Origin of the sequence: Pseudomonas fungipugnans, from assembly GCF_029955235.1 — a bacterium.
Lineage (GTDB): Bacteria > Pseudomonadota > Gammaproteobacteria > Pseudomonadales > Pseudomonadaceae > Aquipseudomonas > Aquipseudomonas fungipugnans.
This window is the reverse complement of the sequence record NZ_JARBWL010000001.1, coordinates 141,539-162,748: the sequence shown is the minus strand read 5'-3', so window position 1 is coordinate 162,748 and position 21,210 is coordinate 141,539. Positions and strand designations below refer to the sequence as shown.

Sequence of the window (21,210 nt, the reverse complement as noted above, 5' to 3'; positions counted from 1 at the left end):
ACAATCGAGTTAAACACGATGCAAGACCTGAACGATCTCTACTATTTTGCCAAAGTGGTCGAAGCCGGCGGCTTCGCGGCTGCCGGACGTTTGCTGGGAATTCCCAAGTCGCGCTTGTCCCGGCGCATCGCGGAACTGGAAGAACGCCTGGGCGCGCGTTTATTGCAACGCACCACCCGACAATTGAAGCTGACAGCGGTGGGCGAGCGCTACTTGCGCCACTGTCAGGCCATGCTGCTGGAAGCCGAAATGGCCGACGAAGCAGTGGCGAGCATGTCCAGCGAGCCACGAGGTCGATTGCGGGTGTCCTGCCCAGTGGGACTGGCCCATGAAATTCTGCCGATGGCAATCAGCGACTTCCTGTCGAAATTTCCCCAGGTGCAACTGGAGGTCATGTTGTTGAACCGCCGGGTTGATCTGGTGACTGAGGGCATCGACGTCGCCCTGCGAGTTCGTGAACTCGGTGATGAAGACCCCTTGCTGGTAACCCGGCGCCTGCGTCAGGCGCAGACCGCTTTGGTGGCCAGCCCTGAATTCCTTCGCGAGCGAAATATCCAGACCCCGGACGACCTGAAGAACGTACCGGTCCTCGGCGCGCTGGAAGCCGACCGAATGGTCCATCTGCGTATGCTCGACGCCAACGGCAAGGCTTGTGACATGAGCCTCGAAGCGCGGCTGGGGATTGACGACTTTATCGTGCGCAAGGCCTGCACCCTATCGGGCCTGGGCTTTACGGTATTACCAATGATGTATTGCGAACAGGAACTGGCCAACGGCACACTGGTGCAACTGCTGCCGGACTGGTCATTGCCCGGCGGCTGGCTGCAAGCGGTCTATCCGCATCGGCGCGGCGTGATGCCGGCAGTGCGGGCGTGGATCGACCATTTGGTGGAATCATTCGAGGCGTGCGGGAATCGTTTGTTATGAAAGCAGGACGCATGAGCGAAGCGCAGGTCGCGCAATTTTGCCTGGCACTGCCAGGAGCGCGCGAGGACTATAAATGGGGCGGCGTGCGGGTGTTCTCTATCGCCGGCAACAAGATGTTTGCCGTGCAGAATCTGCGCGGAGATTCGCTGGCGTTCAAGGTCGACAAGGACCTGTTTCTCGGCCATTGCGACCGACCCGGCGTTCACCCGGCGCCCTATCTGGCCAGGGCACAATGGATCATCATGAACACGCCCTACCCATTGGGTGCCGAGGAGTTGCAAGCGTTGTTACAACGCTCGCATCAACTGGTGGTGAGCAAGCTACCCAAGCGTACTCAGGTCGGTTTGTTGCTCTAGAACAGCGGCAGCAGGTGAGCACCCAGGAACAGTTGATCGACCCAAAACACCTGATGTACTGCCACGATCAGCCAGAACACCAGTTGGAACGAGACTTTGCGGGTCTTGTGCCGAAACACCTGCTGGGCAATCAAGGCCCCCGGCCAGCCACCGGCCAACTCCAGCGCATGCAGGACGTTTTCCGGCGTGCGCCAGGCGTCTGCGCGAGCCTTGCGCTTGTCGCTCCAATACAGGAAAAACGCCAGCACGCTGACGATCCCGTAAGCCGCCAAAGGCAGCCACGACACCCCACGCAGCCACAGTGACAACGCGCCGTACAGCGGCAGCGCGCACAGCGCAGCCAACACCAGCAACTTCGAGCGCAGGTGCTGGACTTCACTCCCTGACTTTCGTCCTGAGCGCTGCCGACTGTCGGCCTCACTCATGGCTTGACTGCCGCCCAGTCAACCCAACCAAACTGCCAGGTGGCCAGAATCAGCAGGCCAAACGCGATGCGGTACCAGGCAAACGCCGCATAACTGTGAGTGGCGATGAACTTGAGCAATGCCTTGACCGCGATCATCGCAAAGATGAAGGCAGTCACAAAGCCGATGGCAAACACCGGAACGTCTGCCGGTACGAACAGATGACGGTATTTGAACCCCGAATACACTGCCGCCGCGACCATGGTTGGCATGGCCAGAAAGAACGAGAACTCGGTCGCGGTTTTGCGCGACAACCCGAACAGCAGGCCACCAATGATCGTCGAACCGGAACGCGAGGTTCCCGGAATCATCGCCAGGCACTGGGCGAAACCGACTTTCAGCGCGTCTTTCCAGGTGATTTCATCGACGGTTTCGGCATGCACTTCGTGTTGGCGCTTCTCGGCCCACAACATGATGACCCCGCCCACCACCAGCGCAGTTGCGACGGTAATCGGATTGAACAGATATTCGTGGATAAGATCGGAAAAAATCACCCCCAGCACCACTGCCGGCATGAAGGCGATCAGCAGATTCGCGGTAAAGCGACGAGCGCCCGGCTGGGTTGGCAAACCGGTGACCACATCGAGAATCTTGCGGCGAAACTCCCAGACCACCGCCAGAATTGCCCCCAACTGAATGATGATGTTGAAGGCGATGGCGCGCTCGCCACCAAAGTTGAGCAAATCGGCGACTATGATCTGGTGGCCGGTACTTGAAATGGGCAAGAACTCCGTCAGCCCCTCCACAACGCCAAGAATTACTGCCTGAAAGGCGGTCCAAAAATCCATCCATCCCCCAAAAAGCGGTGCCCTCGACACCGTTCAGTCAAACCTCGAACCCTGTGGGAGCGGGCTTGAATGACCGGCCTCAAGGCCTGCCCGTTTATATTCTTTTAAATGTTCACTGACGCTCAGCCTGGCTGAACCACCGCGCACAGAATCCACACGAAACGGTAAAAATTCCGTGAAAAATCAACTTGAATTCAGGTTTTTGCGCGCGCGGCCGAAATCTTATCAGACATGCCTGATTAACGCCGCCGCGTAATTGGACTTGCGTCGCATAGGCCCGGCCGCGAAAGCATGGTTGGATGCTGGCGATCGTTTATTACAAGAAAAAGAAACCGGAGTGAAAGCGTTATGAACAGCTTGCGCAGTGTGTCGATCAGCCGACGCTTGTGGCTCATCTTGATTGTGGCGGTGGTGATGTTGCTGACGCTGGGCGTATTGATGCTCAAGCAGATACACGACGATCTTTATCATGCCAAGGCGCAGAAGACCCAGCATGTGGTGCAGGCCGCCAGCGGCATCCTCAGCTACTACCACGACCTGGAAACTGCCGGCACCCTGACCCGCGAAGCCGCGCAGAAACAGGCGCTGACCGTGGTGCGCGGGCTGCGTTATGACCAGAGCGACTATTTCTGGATCAACGACCTGACACCGGTGATGGTCATGCACCCGGCCAACCCGAAACTTGAAGGCCAGAACCTCTCGTCCATCCGCGATCCGGACGGTTTTGCGGTGTTCAACGAGATGGTTGCCATCGCCAAGGCCAAAGGCGCCGGCATGGTCGACTACCGCTGGCCGAAACCTGGCGCCAGCGCGCCGGTGCAGAAAACGTCCTACGTCAAACTGTTCGAGCCTTGGGGCTGGGTCATCGGCTCAGGTGTGTATATCGATGACATGCAGGCCGAGTTCTACGGCCAGGTCTGGGAAGCCTCGTTTATAGGCTTGGCGATTGCACTGATCATGGCGCTGCTGGTGATCATGATCGCCCGCAGCATCGTGCGCCCGTTGCAGGAAACCGTGAACGCCATGGCGAACATTGCCAGCGGTGAAAGCGACCTGACCCGCAGCCTCGATACTCACGGCCAGGACGAAGTCACGCAACTGGCACGGCACTTCAACGCCTTTACCGCCAAGTTGCGGCTGGTCGTGGGGCAGTTGCAGGTTTCGGCCAGTGCCCTCGGCCAATCGTCCAGCGAGCTGGGCAACGATGCCGCACAAGCCCAGCAACGCAGCCAGCAGCAGTCCCAGCAAATGGAACTGGTGGCCACCGCTATCAACGAAGTGACATACGGTGTACAGGACGTGGCCAAGAACGCCGAGCACGCCGCCAGCGAAATGCGCGACGCCGAATCCCAGGCGCAACAGGGGCAGATCAACATCGATGGCAGCTTGCAGCAGATCGACAAGCTGTCCGGCACCATTGATCAGGCGGTGGAAGTGATCCGCACCCTGGCCACCGAAAGCACCCAGATTGGCGGCGTGCTGGAGGTGATTCGCTCGATTGCCGAGCAAACCAACCTGCTGGCCCTCAACGCCGCCATTGAGGCCGCCCGTGCCGGCGAGCAAGGTCGGGGGTTTGCGGTGGTGGCCGATGAAGTACGCCTGCTGGCCCAGCGCACCCAGAAGTCCACGGCAGAGATCCAGTCGATGATCGAACGCCTGCAAAACCACTCCGAAGCCGCCGTGAAAGTGATCGGCGACAGCAGCAAGGCGTCGCAACTGACCATTGAACAGGCTGGCCTGGCGGGTGCCAGCCTGAGCGCCATCGGTCAGGCCTTGCGCAACCTGAACGGGCTGAACGCCTCGATTGCCAGCGCCACGTTGCAACAGGCGCAGGTGGTGGAGGACATCAACCAGAACGTCACTCAGGCAGCCGGCTTGTCTCACAGCACGGCGCTGGCGGCGGAGCAATCGAGCCTGGCCAGCGTTCACCTCAAGGAATTGAGCGAGCAGTTGAACGGGTTGCTCAGGCAGTTCCGGGTCTGAGAGCAACATAAAGAACCCTGTGGGAGCGAGCCTGCTCGCTCCCACAGGGTTTGGTGTTTGACTCACAGGTTTTGCGCAAGCCCCTTCGCAGCAATCTGAGTACAATCCGCTCCCTCTTTCGACTTTCAAAGGAACCACCATGTCCGGGCTTGAACTGTTTGCTGCCGCCCTCGGTGTGATTGCGGTCTGGCTGACGGTCAAACAGAACCCCTGGTGCTGGCCTATCGGGCTGGTCATGGTGCTGCTCTATAGCTGGATCTTTTATGGCGTGAAGTTGTATTCGGACATGTTGCTGCAGGTGATCTACGCTGCGCTGCAAGTCTACGGCTGGTGGCAATGGACCCGTGCCGGCGCCGCCCGTGAAGGTCGCCAGGTGTCCTCGCTCAATACCCGTTCGATCGTCGAAGGCCTGGCCATCGGCGCTGTCGGCAGCGTGCTGCTGGGCGCCGCAATGGCCCACTGGACCGACGCCGCACAACCCTGGCTGGATGCCGCCCTGACCGGTTTCAGCCTGGTGGCGCAATGGTGGATGGCGCAAAAGCGCGTGCAGTGCTGGCCATTGTGGATTGCTTTGGATGTGATTTTCGTCGGGCTGTTCGTCTACAAAGACCTGTACCTGACAGCCGCCCTGTACGGGCTGTTCACCCTGCTGGCCGTGCAGGGCTTTCGTGAATGGCGCGCCGATCCGGCCTTGCGCACATGAAAGTTCTGGTACTGACCGGCCCCGAATCCAGCGGCAAGAGCTGGTTGGCCGCGGCCTTGAAAGAGCGTTTCGGCGGCGAACTGGTGGATGAGTACGTGCGCGGATTCATCGAGCGCAATCCCCGGGACACCTGCCTGGCGGACATTCCCGAAATCGCCCGTGGGCAACTGCAATGGGAGGACGAAGCGCGGACGCGACAGCCACGGCTGTTGATCCTCGACACTCATTTGCTGAGCAATATTCTGTGGAGTCAGACCCTGTTCGGCGATTGCCCGCCCTGGATTGAGCAGGCCCTGCTGAGCCGCCACTACGACTTGCACTTGCTGCTTTCCCCCGAGCAGGTGGACTGGACAGATGATGGCCAACGCTGCCAGCCGGATCTTGATGAGCGCCGGGCATTTTTCAATGCAACCCAGGCCTGGCTTGAACAGCACCGACAACCGTTTCAAGTGCTGCAAGGGGATTGGGCCGCACGCCGAGAGCAGGCACTGGAAGCGGTGACGCAACTGCTCACGTCCTGACAAGCGCCGCATGACGCTGTAGGAGCTGCCGCAGGCTGCGATATTTTGATCTTGTGTAGAAATCCCAAAAACGCAACATCAAAAAATCGCAGCCTGCGGCAGCCCCTACGCGAAATAGTCGATATTCAGGCCTCCTGCGCCTGGGATTCGGGGCAAAGTGTCCAATCCTGTTACACCCGCCTCCCACGAGACATGCCGTTTCAAGGCCCTTGGCCGTTCCCTTACACGGGTTGTTAAGGGAATGAAACACATCGCCGCAAACCCTTGATCCAGAGCTTTGCAACCACTCAGGCCCATTGATGGCCAGGGTGACTGTTTCAGTCGTGAAACAGATTAATGTTCAACCTCCCCACCATTTTTTCCAACCTGTTGAATTAACACGACAATTCAAAACAGGCACGCCTCCTGCTCTCTCCTTCACAACGCTGACAGAAGCCAGCCCACAAGAAGAAGGAATTGCTGCCGTGGGAACTTTCAATAGAAGTTTGACGAATGTACTGCTGATCGGGTGTGCCGTCAGCGCCCTGACCAGTCTGCCCGTCATGGCCGATGGCAATGGTGTGATTGTTCTTGAACGTCAGGTTCAGCCTATCCCGATCGGGCGTAACGGTGGCAAAGACCCCTACCCGACCGCCGTCAGTGCCAACCCTTCAGCAAATGTAGTCCAGGCGACACGCAACGGGGAACTCAGCGACAGTGATTTTGCGGGTGTCGCCAGCGGTTCCTCAATCAGCAACATGATCAACTTCAACGGTGCAGGTCCACAGGGCCTGAACGTTGTAAGCGGTTCCAACGGCATACCCGGTGTGGGCGGAGGCAGCGGTGCCACGGCCGGTGCCGGTGCCGGGGCGTCAATCTCCGGAACCATCAACCGCTCCCTCAGCACCGGTCTCGCCCCGCTGACCAACCTGGGAGGGGCAATGAAATGAAACGCTCCCTGATCTTCATCGCCCTGCTGGCCAGTACCGGCGCCATGGCCGATTCCACTGTGCCAGTGACGGATAACGCCAGCATTCTGAATTCCGGCGCCCAGTACAGCGGCAACATCGGTGTCAACCAGGCAGCCGGCGATCAATCACAGCAAACCAACGCTCGGGTCATCGCCATTGGCAAGAACGCCTCGGCGAGTACCCGCGTGAATCAGAACATCAATACACCCGCCAATTCGCGGATGAATGCAACCGCCAGCATCAGTGGCAACGCTTTCAGCAATGGCAGCGGCGTACTGGGCGTCAACCAGTCGGCCGGCGCCAACAACCAGATGGCCAACGTGATGCGCATCAGCGTCAGCACCGGCCCGCAAAGTATCGACGACAGCGTCCTTTCCCAACAGAACGTGACGCCGTCAACCAGCTCAGGAGCAACTGACGCTTCTAACGGCAGCCGCCAGGTCACGACCAGTGACCAGGCCTTCACCGGCAGCCGCGGAGTGATTCAGGTGAACCAGAGTGCCGGGGTGGGAAACCAGATAGCTAACACCCTGAGCATCCGGGTCGCGAACTGACCCAATTGCAGTGCAGTAGACGTACCAACACTTAACCAACTAATGAGCACGGAGAAATACCATGAAACCTACAATGGCTCTTAAACCACTGGTTTTCGCTCTGGCAGCAGTGATGGCAATGGCAGCACAAGCAGGTGGCGGCGGTAATCAGGGCGGCGACCACGGTCACAACCCTCCACCTCCACCACAAATCATCGCAGGCGCCAGTGCCGCTGCGGTTGACTCACAGGATAGCGACAGCAATGTCGTGAATAACCAGGCTACCCAAAACACCACGATGATGGGCAGTTCGCTGAACGGTTCTAGCGGCAACATGGGCGCCAACGTTGCAGCCGGTGATGGTAACCAACAAGACAACGCCGCCGCGATTGCCTCGGACGAAGCCTTTATCTTCGGCTCGAGCAACGGTGCAAGTTCCTTGTCTACCGTGTCCCAGGTCAACAACAACAACTATGTGAATAACAACTCGACGGCCAACGTTTCCTCGATCAACACCTCAGGTAACGGCAGCTCCGGCAACATCGGCCTGAACTCGACCTCCGGCGACTTCAACCAACAGAAAAACAACATGGCAATTTCCTCGGGCACCAATGGCCAGTCTCAGGCCATCTCGGCATCCACCCAGTCCTCTACTGGCCTGGTGGTGGAAAACCAAGGCGTTCAGACCTTCAAGAAAGACACCCTCACCGGTACTTTCGAAGGTGCGGGTAGCTTCGTGGCAACAGGCATCGCCAAAACCAAAACCGACAGCGATCATGGCAGCCACGGCGGTTATGGCAATAACAACCGTGGTGGCAGCGGCGACAGCACCTCCGGCTTCGTTGCAGTGGGCGCTTTCGACTTGGGTGGCGTGACGACCCAACAAGTGTTGACCCCAACTGGCTGGACAGCGCCTGTAACCAACAGTGCCTACATCTACAACTCGCTAAACGGCTCCTCTGGCAACATGGGCGCCAACTCCTCGGCGGGTGTCGGCAACCAACAAGCCAACAGCCTGTCGATCTCGTCGGTCAGCCACTGATCACGACCGTCTACAAAGCCCCGGCAACGGGGCTTTTCCACACTCCGGAAATAGGCGTATCGATCATGCGTATGGCCGCCCTCACCGTCCTGCTGTGTCTGTGTGGTGTCTCTCAAGCTGCCCAGATGCCGGTCGCCGCGCTTCCTGGCGGCATGCTGGTCTACAAGCATGTGCAGAGCATTCGTGAGCGCAAGTTCAGCGACATTGTCGAGCAAAAAACCGATTTCAGTTGCGGCGCCGCCGCACTGGCGACCGTGTTACGCCAAGCCTATTGGCTCGACGTTGATGAGGACCACATCATCAAAGGCATGCTGGTCAACGCAGACCAGAACCTGGTTCGTACCCAGGGTTTCTCCATGCTGGACATGAAGCACTATGTGGAAAGCATCGGCATGCGCGCCAGGGGTTACAAGATCCCGCCTGAAAAGCTGGGTTCCGTGTCGATTCCGGTCGTGGTCCTGATGGACATTCGGGGCTACAAGCACTTCGTGGTGTTGCAGCGGGCAGACAAGGATTGGGTCTACATCGGCGACCCGGTACTTGGCCATAAACGCTATGCCCACGATGATTTTGTCAAAGGCTGGAACGGCATCGTTTTCGCCATCGTCGGCCCTGGTTACGACAAAGCCAATGTTTTGCTTGATCCTCCGGCACCCCTGACGGCCAAGAACAAACTCGATGAGTTCAGTCCGGTCAGAGATGCGGAACTGATGGATTTCGGTTTTATTCAGAGCGACTTCTTTTAGCGCCTAATAATGAAAAAAAGGGGCTGGATGCCCCGGGAGCATCAGATGAAAACCTCATACTGGCTGGCCGCCGCCTGCCTGGTGGCAAGCGCGTCAAGCTTTGCCAATGAAGGATTCAAACCCATCGCCGTGAGCGACCAGGAGCTCGGTGAGCTACGCGGTCGTTTCGTCATGCCGGGGCGTATCATCAGCTTCGGCATCGTCATGAGCAGCACCTGGCGCAACGCCAGTGGCGACCTGATCGGGGCTGCCACCTCGATGCAGATCCAGTCTTCAACCGTCCAACCCCAATTCTATGTGTCCACCATCAAGCAGACAGGTAGCGGCAATACGCCGACACAAGGCACCGGCACCGTGACCGGTGGCGCCGGCCTCAGCACCACCCAGGGCGTCACCCAGAGCGTACGTGCAGCGGGCGACAGCAACACGGCCAATAACAATGTCGGGATCAATGTCACTCAATCCAGCACCGCGCCAGTATTGGCTACGCCCCAGGGCCAGGTGTTGACGAGTGGTCAAACCATCAGCAGCAGCAATGCCGCCGGCAGTGTCGCCGTATCCGCCATCAGTGGCGGCGTACAACTGGCCATTCAGGCCAGCAACAATCAGGGCACAGCCCTGCAACAGGTAGCGCAAAGCGGTCTACTGCAAAACACCACCTTGCTGGGCAACAGCAACCTGGTCAGCAACCAGACGTTGCTCAATGTGGTGCTTAACAACAACATCAACCCGGCTGCCGGCGCCTCACAGTCGCTCAGTCAACTCAAGGGGCTACGTAATTAAGGAACAGCACTAACAGACTACGCAATTTGGAATATTGAACTACGCTGACCTTCGATCATTGGGCTTAAAGGGACGGCTTTTTCATGTATCGATCGGCATCGCTGCGCGCAGTCGTATGTTTGAGCACACTTTTTCCGGCCGCCGTGTTGCAAGCAGCACCGGATGCGGATGTCCAAGCGTTGAAGCAGGAGCTTCTCGACTTGAAACAACGCTACGAAACACAGCAAAAGGCGCTGGCCGTACTCGAACAACGGGTGCGCCAGGTCGAGGAACAACCGGCCACGCCACAGCCCAAGCGCCTGGCCAAATCGCCAGCGGATCTCAAAGGCAATACGCAGGTCGCCAACCGTGGCACCGGTGCGGCTGCGGCGTCGGGGGGCGCGGCCGGGGGCAGCGGCGCTTCGTACGGTCAATCACTGACTGATGATTCCCAACCGGCACAGAGCGTCACCAACCTGTACGACGAGGCCAGCGGCTTCTTCGGTGGCGGCAAATTCAGCTTCGAAACCGGTGTCACCTATTCGCACTACGACACCCGGCAACTGACCCTCAACGGTTTCCTGGCGCTGGATTCGATCTTCCTTGGCAACATCAACCTGGACCGAATCAAGGCAGACACCTATACCGTGGACCTCACCGGTCGTTACAACTACAACAATCGCTGGCAGTTCGACCTGAACGTGCCCGTGGTCTATCGCGACTCGACCTACCAGTCCGGCGGTGGCAACAACGGGGCAGCAAACGTGACTAGCGAGGGCGACGTCAGTCAGGATCCGACCATCGGCGATATCAACGCCGGGGTGGCCTACAAGTTCCTCGACGAATCGGCCAATCTGCCGGATGCCGTGTTTACCTTTCGCGTCAAGGCACCGACCGGCAAGGACCCGTTCGGGATCAAGCTCGTGCAGTCGCCGACCAACACCAACCTGTTCGTGCCTGAAAGCCTGCCAACCGGTAACGGCGTCTGGTCGATCACACCAGGTATCTCGCTGGTCAAGACCTTCGACCCGGCGGTGCTGTTTGGCACTCTCTCCTACACCCATAACCTGGAGGAGTCTTTCAGCGATATCAGCTCCACGGTCAACCAGACCACCCCAGGCAGAGTCAAGATCGGCGACAGCTTCCAGGTCGGCATGGGCGTAGCCTTTGCATTGAACGAAAAGATGAGTATGTCGTTTTCGATGTCTGACCTGATTCAGCGCAGAAGCTCGCTCAAGCCAGACGGTGGGGATTGGCAGTCGGTTGTCTCCAGTGACGCCAACGCCGGCTACTTCAACATCGGCATGACCATCGCGGCCACACCTAACCTGACCATCGTGCCCAACTTGTCCCTGGGCATGACACCCGATGCGCCGGACTTCACCTTCAGCCTGAAATTCCCGTACTACTTCTGATCCAGGCAAGCAAAAGCCCCGTCGCGACTTCAATTGCGGCGGGGCTTTTTGCACTCTCAGGATCACAGGATCGCAGCCTGCGATTTTTTGATCTTATCGAATCTGGTGTTTATGCAGTAACCGGTAGAACGTGGGCCGTGAAACACCCAGCACTCGGGCGGCGATGCTCAGGTTATCGCTGTGCCGATTCAGCACATCGCACAACGCCTGGCGCTCGGCACGGGTCTTGTAGTCTTCCAGCGTGCCCATGGGCGTCACGATTGCCTGCTGGCTGATCAATCCGAGATCCCGTGCTTCGATCTGACGGCCTTCGGCCAGCACCAGTCCGCGACGCACGCGGTTAGCCAGCTCGCGAACGTTGCCCGGCCAGTCGTGCTTGCCCATGGCAATCAGCGCATCTTCGCTGAAACTGCGCGGCCGACGGCCGGTTTCGTGGCTGTAGAAGTGGGAAAAGTGGTTGGCCAGCATCGACAAGTCGCCGTGGCGCTCACGCAAGGGAGCCGTGACCACTTGCAGCACGTTGAGGCGGTAGTACAGGTCTTCGCGAAAGCGTTTCTTTTCGATGGCGGCCTCAAGGTCTACGTGAGTGGCCGCCAGCACCCGCACATCCACCGGGATCGGTTGACTGCCGCCGACACGCTCGATGTGTTTCTCCTGCAGAAATCTCAGCAAATTGGCTTGCAACTCCAGTGGCAGGTCGCCAATTTCATCGAGAAACAGGGTGCCCCCGTTCGCCGCTTCGATCCGCCCGACCTTGCGCTGATGTGCACCGGTAAAGGCGCCCTTCTCATGGCCGAACAGTTCTGACTGAATCAAATGTTCGGGAATCGCCCCACAATTGATTGCCACAAATGGCTTGCCATGGCGCTGGGATTGCCGATGCAGCGTACGCGCGACCAGTTCCTTGCCGGTGCCACTTTCGCCGCGGATCAATACCGGAGACTCGGTAGGCGCCAGTTTGCTCAAGAGTTTGCGCAGCTCACGAATCGGTTTGCTGTCACCCAACAGCTCGTGCTCAGGCTGATCGATGTGAATCGTACCCTGCCCACGCAGCCGCGCCATGCCGAAGGCCCGACCCAAAGTGACCTGGACCCGGGAGACATCGAACGGCAAGGTGTGGAAGTCGAAAAACCATTCACAGACAAAGTCCCCGACATTCTGCAATCGCAGGACTTCCTGGTTGAGCACCGCAATCCATTCGGTGCCGCTGCGACTGATCAGCTCTTTGACGGCTTCTGGCCGTTCAAGATGAAAAGGCTGCAAACGCAACAGACCGACATCGCAGGTGCGCTCGGCGGCGTTCTCCAGGCTGCAGCTGTCGACGTCCCAGCCAACCGAACGCAAACCGGGCAACAGCCGGTGGCAATCGTCGCAGGGGTCCACTACCAGCAGGCGTCGTAGGGCAGGCGCTTCGATCATGACTGTTCCTTGGCGCCAAATTTAAGGAAATATTATTAGAAACAGTCATTTGGCGGACCTGGCTGTAACATTAGCAAGAATTTGACGGGACCTTGTACCGTTTGACTATAGGGGAAGTGTCTAACTAGTTATAAGAAACAACGTTGTTAGCCGGCAATTGAGCGGAACCTTTCACCAGGCTTTCAAAAAACAACGGAACACTGAGTATATGAAAGAAAGTTGAAATTTCTTCCGATTGGGTGTGACCCGCACCCCGGTTGCGGGCATCAGTACAAGTAACCAGCCGAACGGTAAGCCCAACCATCGGCACATCACTTGATTGGGCATACAGAGAGAAGACCGCCATGACTGCCCCGCTGCGTATCAACGAAGCTCTTTTGATTGCCGACCGCGCATTTAAACCCTTTCAATGCGTGGCCTGGGCGCCACAGGACGGTAACGGTGAACTCAGCCTGACCGTCATCGACCGCACCAATACCCGCATTGGCCGCACGCAGATCCCGAGCAGTGCGTACTCCGACCCGGCACAACTTGAGCTGCTGCTCAAACAGGCACGCGCCGAGTTGAGTCAGGAAGGCCACAAACTGCAATCGTGGTCCATGCCGCACTAAGCGTTTTAGCAACACGCAAAAAGATCGCAGCCTCCGGCCGCGATCTTTTTTATTTACAGGACCGTGTTAATTAGTTGGTCTGCTTGCCACTGGTTCGTAAAGACACTGTTCTGGCCGCGAATGCCGCTCCACCTGTTAGTTATGACAGTTGTGCATGTAACCATTCAGGGATTGAATGGCTCGCTCATGTAGACACCTTCCCCGGTTTCGGGGCTCGGGTCGACTGGCAAGGAGATGCGTGCATGCCTATCCAGGTCGCTACCGCTCACTCGACAAGCCTGAGCGAAGCCGGTCAACTCGACACCCGCTTTGCCGTGGGTGGCAAAACCCAGGTGTATTTCGCCGGTAGCTCGTCAAGCATGGCAAACGATGTTGCCATCGACTCGCAGGGACGGCTGTTGGTCGCGGCAAAAGTCGGGACGCCTTGGGGCAGCTGTTATGGTTTGGCGCGTCTGCTGGAGGACGGTTCGGCGGATCTGTCGTTCGGCAGCCAAGGCAGCCTGATCGGCCAATTCACCCCCGGCTTTGAAGCCATGGCCAACAAGGTACGCGTGCTGGCCGACGGCTCGCTGTTGTTGGCCGGCCTGCACTACGAAAATGCGCACCGAACACAGCCCGGCCTGGCGTTGTTCGATCCCGATGGCCGACCGGTCCCGGGTTTTGGCGATAATGGCCGACTGGTGGTGCAATTGCCCGGCAACCTGTCCCAGGGCTTGCGTGACGACTGGCTGCCGCCGGGCGTACCGGGTGCCGAAGCCTGCGATGTGTGCGTACAGGCAGATGGCCGCATTCTGCTGCTGGCCAACCATCACTTTGAATTGGCTGATCATGTCGGCCTGCTGATCCGCCTCGGCACCGACGGCACGCTGGACACCACCTTCAATGGCCGGGGCTTTGTGCTCGTCAGGCATCTATTGATGAATACATGGCTTGGCAGCGTGATGGTGCAGCGCGACGGTCGAATCATCGCAGGAGGGTCGATCAATTTCCCGGAGGAAGGACTGCTGGCGCGTTACCACCCGGATGGTACGCTGGACAGCAGTTTCGCCGTGGATGGCTTCATGACCTTCAAGGCCCGAGGACACAGCGCTCAAGTGGGCCGGATCGTTCAGCACGAAAATGATGATTTGCACTGTTTCGGCAGCAGCCGCGACCCAATGCATTGCCTGTCACTCAAAGTCCACAGCAATGGCCGTCCGGACAATCATTGCAATGGCGGCCAACCGCACCTGTTGGAAACCGGCCACAGCGGCGGCCAATGGACCGCTGCGCAGATACAGCCGGACGGTCGAATAGTGGTCGCCGGCGCGACCATCGGCGGGTTGGAAGCGGACTTTCTACTGGGCCGTTATTTGCCTGACGGGCAGCTGGATCAAGCTTTCAACCAGGACGCAGGGTGGGTGCGGACCCGCCTGGGGCGCAGCCTGGATACCGCTACGTCGCTGGCAGTGCAGGCCGACGGTGCCATTGTCGTGGGCGGCTATTCGCTGGAGGGCAACTACCGGGCGGTGGTGGCGCGGTACCTGGGCTGAACACAATCCCCTGCTCGCTCCCACAGAGGGGAGCAGTGTAGTTAGCGAAGCAGGACGTACTTCTCGATTGCCTGCGCCGCGCCATCCTCAGTATTGGCAGCCGTTACCACGTCAGCCTGACGCTTCACCGCGTCTTCAGCCTGGCCCATCGCAATCGACAACCCGGCGCGGTGAAACATCGCCGGATCATTGCCGCCATCACCCAGCGCGGCGGTCTGTTCCAGCGGTACACCGAGGTACTCCGCCAGCGTCGCCAAAGCGTCGCCCTTGTTGGCCTGCATCGCCGTCACGTCCAGATAAATCGGCTGTGAACGCGACACCTGCGCCTGGCCTTCGACCTTGGGCGACAACTGTGCTTCCAGTTCGATCAGCAACTGGGCGTTATTGCTGGTGGCAACGATCTTGTCGATCCGTTCCAGATAGGGCTCGAAACTCTCAACCACCACCGGCGGATAACCCAGACCGTGCTGCTCACGCGGTACCATCTCCCCGTTCGGGTCTTTCAACAGCCAGTCGCCGCCGCTGAATACCCAGACTTCGACACCCGGCTGATCGGCAAACAGCGCCAGCGCCGTTAATGCTGCCGTAGCTGGCAAATAATGGGCAACCAGCAAACTGCCATCTGGCTTGACGATGGTGCCGCCGTTGAACGCCGCCGTCGGCACGTCGACGCCCAAGGCTTCGATCTGCTGCAACATGGCCTTGGGCGGGCGCCCGGTGGCCAGGCTGAACAGGACGCCGGCGTCGCGTAAGGCGCGGACCGCCTCGAGGGTGCGTGGGCTCAGGCTATGATCGGGCTGTAACAGGGTGCCGTCCATGTCGCAGAGCAGAAACCGGATGGGTTGTTGCCCCGGGCCGCTCATCCGAGGCCGTGCCAGACGCGACCGTCACGCGCCAGCAGATCCAGCGCCGCCTGTGGGCCGTCCTCCCCCGCCGGATAACTTTGCACGCTCGCATCCTGCTGCCAGGCATCGAGGAATGGCTGCACGGCGCGCCAGCCATTCTCGATGTTGTCGGCGCGCTGAAACAGCGTCTGGTCGCCGGTCAGGCAGTCGTAGATCAAGGTTTCGTAGCCGGTGGAAGGCTGCATTTCGAAGAAATCCTTGTAGGCAAAACCGAGCTCGATGTTGGCCATCTTCAGCGCAGGCCCCGGCCGTTTGGCCAGCAGGTCGAACCACATGCCTTCATTGGGCTGGATCTGGATGCGCAAGTAGGTCGGTTGCAACTCGTCGACCTCGGTGTCGCGGAATTGCGCATACGGTGCCGGTTTGAAACAGATGACAATCTCGGTGTCGCGCACGCTCATGCGCTTGCCGGTACGCAGGTAGAACGGCACGCCGACCCAGCGCCAGTTGTCGATCATCACCTTCAGCGCGACATAGGTTTCAGTGCTGCTGTCGGCGGCGACGTTGTCTTCCTCGCGGTAGCCAGCCAACGGCTTGCCGTCGACTTCGCCCGCTGCGTACTGGCCGCGCACCGAGTTGGCTCGCGCTTCCTCGACGGACCAGGGACGAATCGCGCCGACGACCTTGGCCTTTTCACCGCGCACCGCGTCGGCGCCGAAAGCGGCTGGCGGCTCCATCGCCACCATCGCCAACAGTTGGAACAGGTGATTGGGCACCATGTCCCGCAGGGCGCCGGTGTGTTCGTAGAAACTGCCACGGGTTTCCACGCCGACGGTTTCGGCGGCGGTGATTTGCACGTGGTCGATGTAATGGTTGTTCCAGAAGGCCTCGAACAGGCTGTTGGAGAACCGGCTGATCAAAATGTTCTGTACCGTTTCCTTGCCCAGATAATGATCGATCCGGTAGATCTGCTTTTCCGCCATGACCTTGAGCAGACACGCGTTCAAGGCCTCGGCGGTTTGCAGGTCGGAGCCGAACGGTTTTTCGATCACCACCCTTCTGAACGCTTCGGGGCTTTCTTCCAGCAAACCGGCGCTGCCGAGTCGGCGCACCACTTCACTGAAAAAACGCGGTGCGGTGGCCAGGTAGAACACCGCATTGCCCGTGCCGCTGTCGGCGATTTTCGCCGCCAGCGCCTGATAAGTGCTGTCATCCAGGAAGTCGCCCTGGACGTAGCTGATACCGCTGGCCAGTTTGGCCCACAGCTGCGGATCAAGGGCTTCATCGCCGCCCTTGCCGACTTTGGTTGCCGCTTCAGTGCGAATGAAGTCTTCGAGCTTCTGCGCGAAGGCTTCATCGCTGATGGCGTTGTGGTCAACGCCGATGATCCGCAGTCCATCCCCGAGCAAACCGTCACGGCTCAGGTTGTACAGCGCCGGCATCAGCAGACGCTTGACCAGGTCACCGTGCGCACCGAACAGAAACAACGTGGTCGGCGGCGCGGGTTCTACCTTGGATTTCCTGCGGATCGTGTTGGTCATTTTTTCGGAGTCTCCACATGGCCGCCGAAGCCGAAGCGCTGGGCAGAAAGGATTTTGTCGCCAAAGGTGCCTTGCCCACGCGAACGGTAGCGAGAGAACAGCGAGTTCGACAGCACCGGTACGGGCACCGCTTGCTCCATGGCGGCTTCGATGGTCCAGCGACCTTCACCGCTGTCAGCCACCGAGCCGGAATAACCGTCGAGTTTCGGATCGCTGGCCAACGCATCGGCGGTCAGGTCCAGCAACCACGAGGACACCACGCTGCCACGACGCCAGACTTCGGCGATGTCGCCGACATTCAGGTCAAAGCGCTGGTCTTCAGGCAGGTTTTCGCTGGATTTGGTCTTGAGGATGTCGAAGCCTTCGGCAAAGGCCTGCATCATGCCGTACTCGATGCCGTTGTGGATCATCTTGACGAAGTGACCCGAGCCCGCAGGACCGGCGTGGATGTAGCCGCGTTCGGCACGATCGTCGTCGGACTTGCGATCCTTGGTACGCGGGATGTCGCCCAGGCCCGGGGCCAGGCTTTCGAACAGCGGGTCGAGGCGTTTGACCGTCTCGGCGTCGCCACCGATCATCATGCAGTAACCGCGCTCCAGGCCCCAGACGCCGCCCGAGGTGCCGACGTCGATGTAGTGCAGGCCTTTTTCCGACAGGGTCTTGGCCCGGCGGATGTCGTCCTTGTAGAAGGTGTTGCCGCCGTCGATGATGGTATCGCCGGTTTCGAGCAAGGTGCTCAGGGTGTCGATGGTCTCTTCGGTCGGCGCGCCGGCCGGCAGCATGACCCACACCGCACGCGGCTTGGACAGCCCGGCAACGAGGCCAGCAAGGTCGGCAACGCCAGTTGAGCCTTCAGCGGCCAGGGTGTCGACAAAAGCGGTATTGCGGTCGTAAACAACGGTGGTATGGCCGTTGAGCATCAGGCGCCGCGCAATATTGCCGCCCATGCGGCCCAGTCCAATAATCCCGAGTTGCATGTGCTGATGCTCCTTACTGCAAATAATAGGTGTCAAAGGTTATAGCCCAACGGGACCCATGTGGGTTAGTCCAGAGCGTCGGGATGAAGTTTCCGGGCATTGTGCCCGATTCACACTGATAACGTCGGGAAACGTCACGAAGACACACCGACAATGAAAAATAAAAAAGTTCCAATCAGTGAAAAAAGAAACCAAAATTGATACCGATAGTGAGGATGTCGCTTGAACGAACGACCTCCATCACAGTTGATGCATGCCATTTGCGAGGTGAGCAATGGACACAATCGTTACCGCACGTCCCCCCCAGACACTCTACGTCACGATCCGTCGTGATGAGCTTCGCCAATTGAAAGACGAGCGCGACGCCCTGAAGAAACAAGTAGCGCAGTTGCGTCAAATGTTGCAGCAAACGCAACTGGACGGGCAATCGACTCCCGCGCTAGCCGCTGCCAAGTAACGCGGCAACACACCCCAGATCACCGCCTTCCCTGTGGGAGCGAGCCTGCTCGCGAGCTGGTTTGCACATTCAATGTCGATATTGAATGGCAGGTCGCCTTCGCGAGCAGGCTCGCTCCCACATTGATTACTGGCAGCTGTACCCTCCTGTTGCGCACCCGCTCATTCCTGTCGGCTTCCTGAACGAAACTCACAAAGTTTTCACATTCGTCTGGCGATACTCCCGATCCTTGTGGCTGTCCGGTTCTCGGACAGTGATTCCTTGTGTGGGTTCGCTTGATGACACTGGTGACTGTGTAACGCCGGTGGGAGTAGCTAATTGATGGCAGTGTTCAAACGCAGCAAAACGCCTGCGAAAGGCTTCGATTTGGCCGGGTTTATCTGGCTGTTTGTGTTCTTCTGGTATTTTTCCGGCATCACCCAACTGCTGATCCAGTTGACGGGCACCTCCGGATTTTCCGGCTTTCGCCAAGCTTTTGTGATGAGCGCCATCTGGCTCGCCCCCATGCTGATGTTCCCTCGCCAGACACGCTTGATGGCCGCCGTGATAGGCGTAGTGCTGTGGGCCTGCTCGATGGCCAGCCTGGGCTACTTCTTCATCTACCAGCAGGAATTTTCCCAGAGCGTCATCTTCATCATGTTCGAGTCGAACATCTCTGAAGCTGGCGAGTACATGACCCAGTACTTTGCCTGGTGGATGGTGCTGGCGTTCCTGGCACATACCCTGTTTGCCTATTTCCTCTGGACTCGCCTGCGCCCGGTATACCTGCCGCGCTGGCAGGCGTTCGTTGCCGCCACCGCCATTCTGGTCGCCGTGATCGGTTACCCGCTGGTCAAGCAGACCGCTCGTACCGGCAGCTTTGCCGGCGGTTTCGAGAAGTTCGAAACCCGTATCGAGCCGGCTGTGCCGTGGCAGATGGCGGTGGCTTATCACCGTTACCTGGACACCCTGGCCGGCATGCAGGACATGCTCGACAGTGCGAGCAAAATCCCGCCACTGAAAAACCTCAAGAACACGATGGCCGACCAGCCGGCGACCCTGGTGCTGGTGATTGGAGAGTCGACCAACCGTCAGCGCATGAGCCTGTACGGCTATAACCGCAACACCACCCCGGAACTGGACAAGCTCAAGGATCAACTGGCGGTCTTCAATAACGTCATCACCCCGCGCCCCTACACCATCGAGGCGCTGCAACAGGTGCTGACCTTCGCCGACGAAGACAACCCGGATCTGTACCTGAGCACGCCATCGCTGGTCAGCATGATGAAACAGGCAGGTTACAAGACCTTCTGGATCACCAACCAGCAGACCATGACCAAGCGCAATACCATGCTCACCACGTTCTCCGAACAGGCCGACGAGCAGGTTTACCTGAACAACAATCGCAACCAGAACGCCGCCCAGTACGATGGTGACGTGATCGAGCCGTTCAACAAGGCCCTGGCCGATGCGGCGCCGCACAAGTTGATCGTGGTGCACTTGCTCGGTACGCACATGAGTTACCAGTACCGCTATCCGCCGACCTTCGACAAGTTCAAGGATCGCAACGGTGTGCCGGACGGCGTGAGCGATGCTGAAGTGCCGACCTACAACAGCTACGACAACGCAGTGCTGTACAACGACTTCGTGGTGTCGAGCCTGATCAAGGACTACGCCAAGACAGATCCGAACGGCTTCCTGCTGTATCTGTCCGACCATGGCGAAGACGTCTTCGACTCGGCGGGCCACAACACCCTGGGCCGCAACGAGAACAAGCCGACGGCGCCGATGTACACCATTCCGTTCATGGCCTATGCCACGCCGAAATGGCGCGAAACTCATGACTGGAGCTTTGCCGCCGACTTGAGCCGTCCTTATGTCAGCTCACAGTTGATCCACACCTGGGCCGACCTGGCCGGCTTGAGCTTCGATGAACTGGACCGCACCAAAAGCCTGGTCAGCGACAGCTTCAAGCCACGGCCGCTGATGATCGGCAACCCGTATGAGCGCCAGCAACGGCCGCTGATCGACTTCAGCCTGATCAAACCCAAGACAGCGCCTGCTGCGCAGCCTGCGGTGGTCAAGCAGTAACCGCGCCGCCTCCCACAGTTGTCTGGTGTAAGCACAAATCTCGTGCTCACCGAAGACCTCTGTGGGAGCGGGCTTGGTCCGGGCGGCGTTCCGACGAGAGCGGTGTGTCAGCCAACACGGATTCAAGGCTGCCGGCCTCTTCGCGAGCAAACCCGCTCCCACATGTTTTTCACGCGTTAACCCCGACTTAATGACAGCTGCCGATACTGCGTCCACGACCTTGAATCACGGACGACAAGGCAACCAGACATTCTTAGTGGGACGCCTATCATGAAACGTACAACCCTTATTCTCGCCAGCCTGCTCACCTTCGCCTCTGCCAGTGCTTTTGCCGAAGGCGGCGCTGAACGCATGAATTACTACTGGGCCAACGTGCTGACCAATCAGCAACAGACGCAAAGCAAGACCGAGGCCAGCGTTGCGCTCGACAAGCACCAGAACACCCAGGCACAGGCCCAGACACCTGAAGACCAAACCGCCCAGGTCACCCGCCCCAACGCCTGATAACCGCAACACCGATGGACCTCTGACGACCCGGCTCCGGCGTCAGGGCTGACAGTTGGGCGTC

22 protein-coding genes are annotated in these 21,210 nt (G+C 58.9%); 16 read left to right on the top strand and 6 right to left on the bottom strand.

Going from position 1 to position 21,210, the window contains the following annotated elements:
• Positions 1–18 precede the first annotated feature (18 nt).
• Both POF45_RS00805 and POF45_RS00800 read left to right on the top strand, forming a co-directional pair.
• Positions 19–927: a LysR substrate-binding domain-containing protein gene (locus tag POF45_RS00805; protein WP_259494278.1), complete on the top strand. Its 909-nt coding sequence runs from the start codon at positions 19–21 to the stop codon at positions 925–927.
• Entirely contained in the window at positions 924–1,283 is a 360-nt protein-coding gene (locus POF45_RS00800) for an MmcQ/YjbR family DNA-binding protein (protein WP_259494280.1), read from the top strand. The genes POF45_RS00805 and POF45_RS00800 overlap by 4 nt, the downstream gene beginning before the upstream one ends.
• Here POF45_RS00800 and POF45_RS00795 read toward each other — a convergent pair.
• Together POF45_RS00795 and POF45_RS00790 are read right to left on the bottom strand one after the other, a co-directional pair.
• Entirely contained in the window at positions 1,280–1,708 is a 429-nt protein-coding gene (locus POF45_RS00795; RefSeq protein WP_282314771.1) for a DUF1294 domain-containing protein, read from the bottom strand. The genes POF45_RS00800 and POF45_RS00795 overlap by 4 nt on opposite strands.
• On the bottom strand, positions 1,705–2,535 hold the full coding sequence (locus POF45_RS00790) for an undecaprenyl-diphosphate phosphatase (RefSeq protein ID WP_259494282.1): 831 nt from the start codon (positions 2,533–2,535) through the stop codon (positions 1,705–1,707). Before POF45_RS00790 ends, POF45_RS00795 begins: the two co-directional genes overlap by 4 nt.
• A 348-nt stretch (positions 2,536–2,883) precedes the next feature.
• Here POF45_RS00790 and POF45_RS00785 point away from each other — a divergent pair, with 348 nt between their 5' ends.
• The 9 genes from POF45_RS00785 (at position 2,884) to fapF (ending at position 11,190) form a co-directional block, all read left to right on the top strand.
• Positions 2,884–4,518 (top strand): methyl-accepting chemotaxis protein, encoded by a 1,635-nt coding sequence (locus POF45_RS00785; protein WP_282314770.1) that lies wholly within the window; start codon positions 2,884–2,886, stop codon positions 4,516–4,518.
• 139 nt (positions 4,519–4,657) lie between these two features.
• A complete protein-coding gene (pnuC, locus tag POF45_RS00780) occupies positions 4,658–5,221 on the top strand; it encodes a nicotinamide riboside transporter PnuC (RefSeq protein WP_259494284.1) in 564 nt (187 codons plus the stop codon).
• Complete coding sequence (locus tag POF45_RS00775) at positions 5,218–5,742, top strand: AAA family ATPase (RefSeq protein WP_259494285.1); 525 nt, start codon at positions 5,218–5,220, stop codon at positions 5,740–5,742. Before pnuC ends, POF45_RS00775 begins: the two co-directional genes overlap by 4 nt.
• Positions 5,743–6,206: 464 nt before the next feature.
• Entirely contained in the window at positions 6,207–6,671 is a 465-nt protein-coding gene (fapA, locus tag POF45_RS00770) for a functional amyloid chaperone FapA (protein WP_259503187.1), read from the top strand.
• Positions 6,668–7,246: a fibril amyloid subunit FapB gene (gene fapB / locus POF45_RS00765; protein WP_282314769.1), complete on the top strand. Its 579-nt coding sequence runs from the start codon at positions 6,668–6,670 to the stop codon at positions 7,244–7,246. The genes fapA and fapB overlap by 4 nt, the downstream gene beginning before the upstream one ends.
• 61 nt (positions 7,247–7,307) lie before the next feature.
• Complete coding sequence (locus tag POF45_RS00760) at positions 7,308–8,267, top strand: amyloid-like fimbrin subunit FapC (RefSeq protein WP_282314768.1); 960 nt, start codon at positions 7,308–7,310, stop codon at positions 8,265–8,267.
• A 65-nt stretch (positions 8,268–8,332) separates the two neighbouring features.
• Entirely contained in the window at positions 8,333–9,013 is a 681-nt protein-coding gene (locus tag POF45_RS00755) for a fibril amyloid maturation endopeptidase FapD (RefSeq protein ID WP_259494288.1), read from the top strand.
• Between the two features lie 45 nt (positions 9,014–9,058).
• Positions 9,059–9,796 (top strand): fibril amyloid subunit FapE, encoded by a 738-nt coding sequence (gene fapE / locus POF45_RS00750; RefSeq protein ID WP_282314767.1) that lies wholly within the window; start codon positions 9,059–9,061, stop codon positions 9,794–9,796.
• Positions 9,797–9,879: 83 nt separating this feature from the next.
• The gene (gene fapF, locus POF45_RS00745) at positions 9,880–11,190 is read left to right on the top strand and encodes a fibril amyloid transporter FapF (RefSeq protein WP_259494291.1); all 1,311 of its coding nucleotides are present in this window, start codon (positions 9,880–9,882) and stop codon (positions 11,188–11,190) included.
• A gap of 93 nt (positions 11,191–11,283) precedes the next feature.
• On the opposite strand, the gene POF45_RS00740 is transcribed toward fapF, so the two are convergent.
• Positions 11,284–12,609 (bottom strand): sigma-54 dependent transcriptional regulator, encoded by a 1,326-nt coding sequence (locus POF45_RS00740; RefSeq protein ID WP_259494293.1) that lies wholly within the window; start codon positions 12,607–12,609, stop codon positions 11,284–11,286.
• 344 nt (positions 12,610–12,953) lie between these two features.
• Between POF45_RS00740 and POF45_RS00735 the strand changes: the two genes are divergently transcribed.
• Together POF45_RS00735 and POF45_RS00730 are read left to right on the top strand one after the other, a co-directional pair.
• Complete coding sequence (locus tag POF45_RS00735) at positions 12,954–13,220, top strand: hypothetical protein (protein WP_259494294.1); 267 nt, start codon at positions 12,954–12,956, stop codon at positions 13,218–13,220.
• A gap of 242 nt (positions 13,221–13,462) precedes the next feature.
• A complete protein-coding gene (locus POF45_RS00730; protein ID WP_259494295.1) occupies positions 13,463–14,752 on the top strand; it encodes an NHL repeat-containing protein in 1,290 nt (429 codons plus the stop codon).
• 41 nt (positions 14,753–14,793) lie between these two features.
• Here POF45_RS00730 and POF45_RS00725 read toward each other — a convergent pair whose 3' ends face one another.
• From POF45_RS00725 to gnd, 3 genes are read right to left on the bottom strand one after another with little or no spacing between them, the layout of a single operon-like run.
• On the bottom strand, positions 14,794–15,615 hold the full coding sequence (locus POF45_RS00725; RefSeq protein WP_282314766.1) for an HAD family hydrolase: 822 nt from the start codon (positions 15,613–15,615) through the stop codon (positions 14,794–14,796).
• Positions 15,612–17,138: a glucose-6-phosphate dehydrogenase gene (gene zwf, locus POF45_RS00720; RefSeq protein ID WP_259494297.1), complete on the bottom strand. Its 1,527-nt coding sequence runs from the start codon at positions 17,136–17,138 to the stop codon at positions 15,612–15,614. The genes POF45_RS00725 and zwf overlap by 4 nt, the downstream gene beginning before the upstream one ends.
• Positions 17,135–18,115, bottom strand: coding sequence for a phosphogluconate dehydrogenase (NAD(+)-dependent, decarboxylating) (gnd, locus tag POF45_RS00715; protein ID WP_259494298.1), 981 nt, complete (start codon positions 18,113–18,115; stop codon positions 17,135–17,137). The genes zwf and gnd overlap by 4 nt, the downstream gene beginning before the upstream one ends.
• 274 nt (positions 18,116–18,389) lie before the next feature.
• Here gnd and POF45_RS00710 point away from each other — a divergent pair, with 274 nt between their 5' ends.
• From POF45_RS00710 to POF45_RS00700, 3 genes are all read left to right on the top strand, one after another.
• A complete protein-coding gene (locus POF45_RS00710) occupies positions 18,390–18,572 on the top strand; it encodes a DUF6026 family protein (protein ID WP_282314765.1) in 183 nt (60 codons plus the stop codon).
• Positions 18,573–18,893: 321 nt separating this feature from the next.
• Entirely contained in the window at positions 18,894–20,642 is a 1,749-nt protein-coding gene (locus tag POF45_RS00705) for a phosphoethanolamine transferase CptA (RefSeq protein WP_259494300.1), read from the top strand.
• A 270-nt stretch (positions 20,643–20,912) separates the two neighbouring features.
• Positions 20,913–21,146 (top strand): hypothetical protein, encoded by a 234-nt coding sequence (locus POF45_RS00700; protein WP_259494301.1) that lies wholly within the window; start codon positions 20,913–20,915, stop codon positions 21,144–21,146.
• Positions 21,147–21,210: the final 64 nt, after the last annotated feature.

Bases quoted from the DNA above. Each gene is read 5' to 3' on its own strand.
- POF45_RS00805 (WP_259494278.1), top strand. From the start codon at position 19: ATGCAAGACCTGAACGATCTCTACTATTTTGCCAAAGTGGTCGAAGCC.
- POF45_RS00800 (WP_259494280.1), top strand. From the start codon at position 924: ATGAAAGCAGGACGCATGAGCGAAGCGCAGGTCGCGCAATTTTGCCTG.
- POF45_RS00795 (WP_282314771.1), bottom strand. From the start codon at position 1,708: ATGAGTGAGGCCGACAGTCGGCAGCGCTCAGGACGAAAGTCAGGGAGT.
- POF45_RS00790 (WP_259494282.1), bottom strand. From the start codon at position 2,535: ATGGATTTTTGGACCGCCTTTCAGGCAGTAATTCTTGGCGTTGTGGAG.
- POF45_RS00785 (WP_282314770.1), top strand. From the start codon at position 2,884: ATGAACAGCTTGCGCAGTGTGTCGATCAGCCGACGCTTGTGGCTCATC.
- pnuC (WP_259494284.1), top strand. From the start codon at position 4,658: ATGTCCGGGCTTGAACTGTTTGCTGCCGCCCTCGGTGTGATTGCGGTC.
- POF45_RS00775 (WP_259494285.1), top strand. From the start codon at position 5,218: ATGAAAGTTCTGGTACTGACCGGCCCCGAATCCAGCGGCAAGAGCTGG.
- fapB (WP_282314769.1), top strand. From the start codon at position 6,668: ATGAAACGCTCCCTGATCTTCATCGCCCTGCTGGCCAGTACCGGCGCC.
- POF45_RS00760 (WP_282314768.1), top strand. From the start codon at position 7,308: ATGAAACCTACAATGGCTCTTAAACCACTGGTTTTCGCTCTGGCAGCA.
- POF45_RS00755 (WP_259494288.1), top strand. From the start codon at position 8,333: ATGCGTATGGCCGCCCTCACCGTCCTGCTGTGTCTGTGTGGTGTCTCT.
- fapE (WP_282314767.1), top strand. From the start codon at position 9,059: ATGAAAACCTCATACTGGCTGGCCGCCGCCTGCCTGGTGGCAAGCGCG.
- fapF (WP_259494291.1), top strand. From the start codon at position 9,880: ATGTATCGATCGGCATCGCTGCGCGCAGTCGTATGTTTGAGCACACTT.
- POF45_RS00740 (WP_259494293.1), bottom strand. From the start codon at position 12,609: ATGATCGAAGCGCCTGCCCTACGACGCCTGCTGGTAGTGGACCCCTGC.
- POF45_RS00735 (WP_259494294.1), top strand. From the start codon at position 12,954: ATGACTGCCCCGCTGCGTATCAACGAAGCTCTTTTGATTGCCGACCGC.
- POF45_RS00730 (WP_259494295.1), top strand. From the start codon at position 13,463: ATGCCTATCCAGGTCGCTACCGCTCACTCGACAAGCCTGAGCGAAGCC.
- POF45_RS00725 (WP_282314766.1), bottom strand. From the start codon at position 15,615: ATGAGCGGCCCGGGGCAACAACCCATCCGGTTTCTGCTCTGCGACATG.
- zwf (WP_259494297.1), bottom strand. From the start codon at position 17,138: ATGACCAACACGATCCGCAGGAAATCCAAGGTAGAACCCGCGCCGCCG.
- gnd (WP_259494298.1), bottom strand. From the start codon at position 18,115: ATGCAACTCGGGATTATTGGACTGGGCCGCATGGGCGGCAATATTGCG.
- POF45_RS00710 (WP_282314765.1), top strand. From the start codon at position 18,390: ATGGACACAATCGTTACCGCACGTCCCCCCCAGACACTCTACGTCACG.
- POF45_RS00705 (WP_259494300.1), top strand. From the start codon at position 18,894: ATGGCAGTGTTCAAACGCAGCAAAACGCCTGCGAAAGGCTTCGATTTG.
- POF45_RS00700 (WP_259494301.1), top strand. From the start codon at position 20,913: ATGAAACGTACAACCCTTATTCTCGCCAGCCTGCTCACCTTCGCCTCT.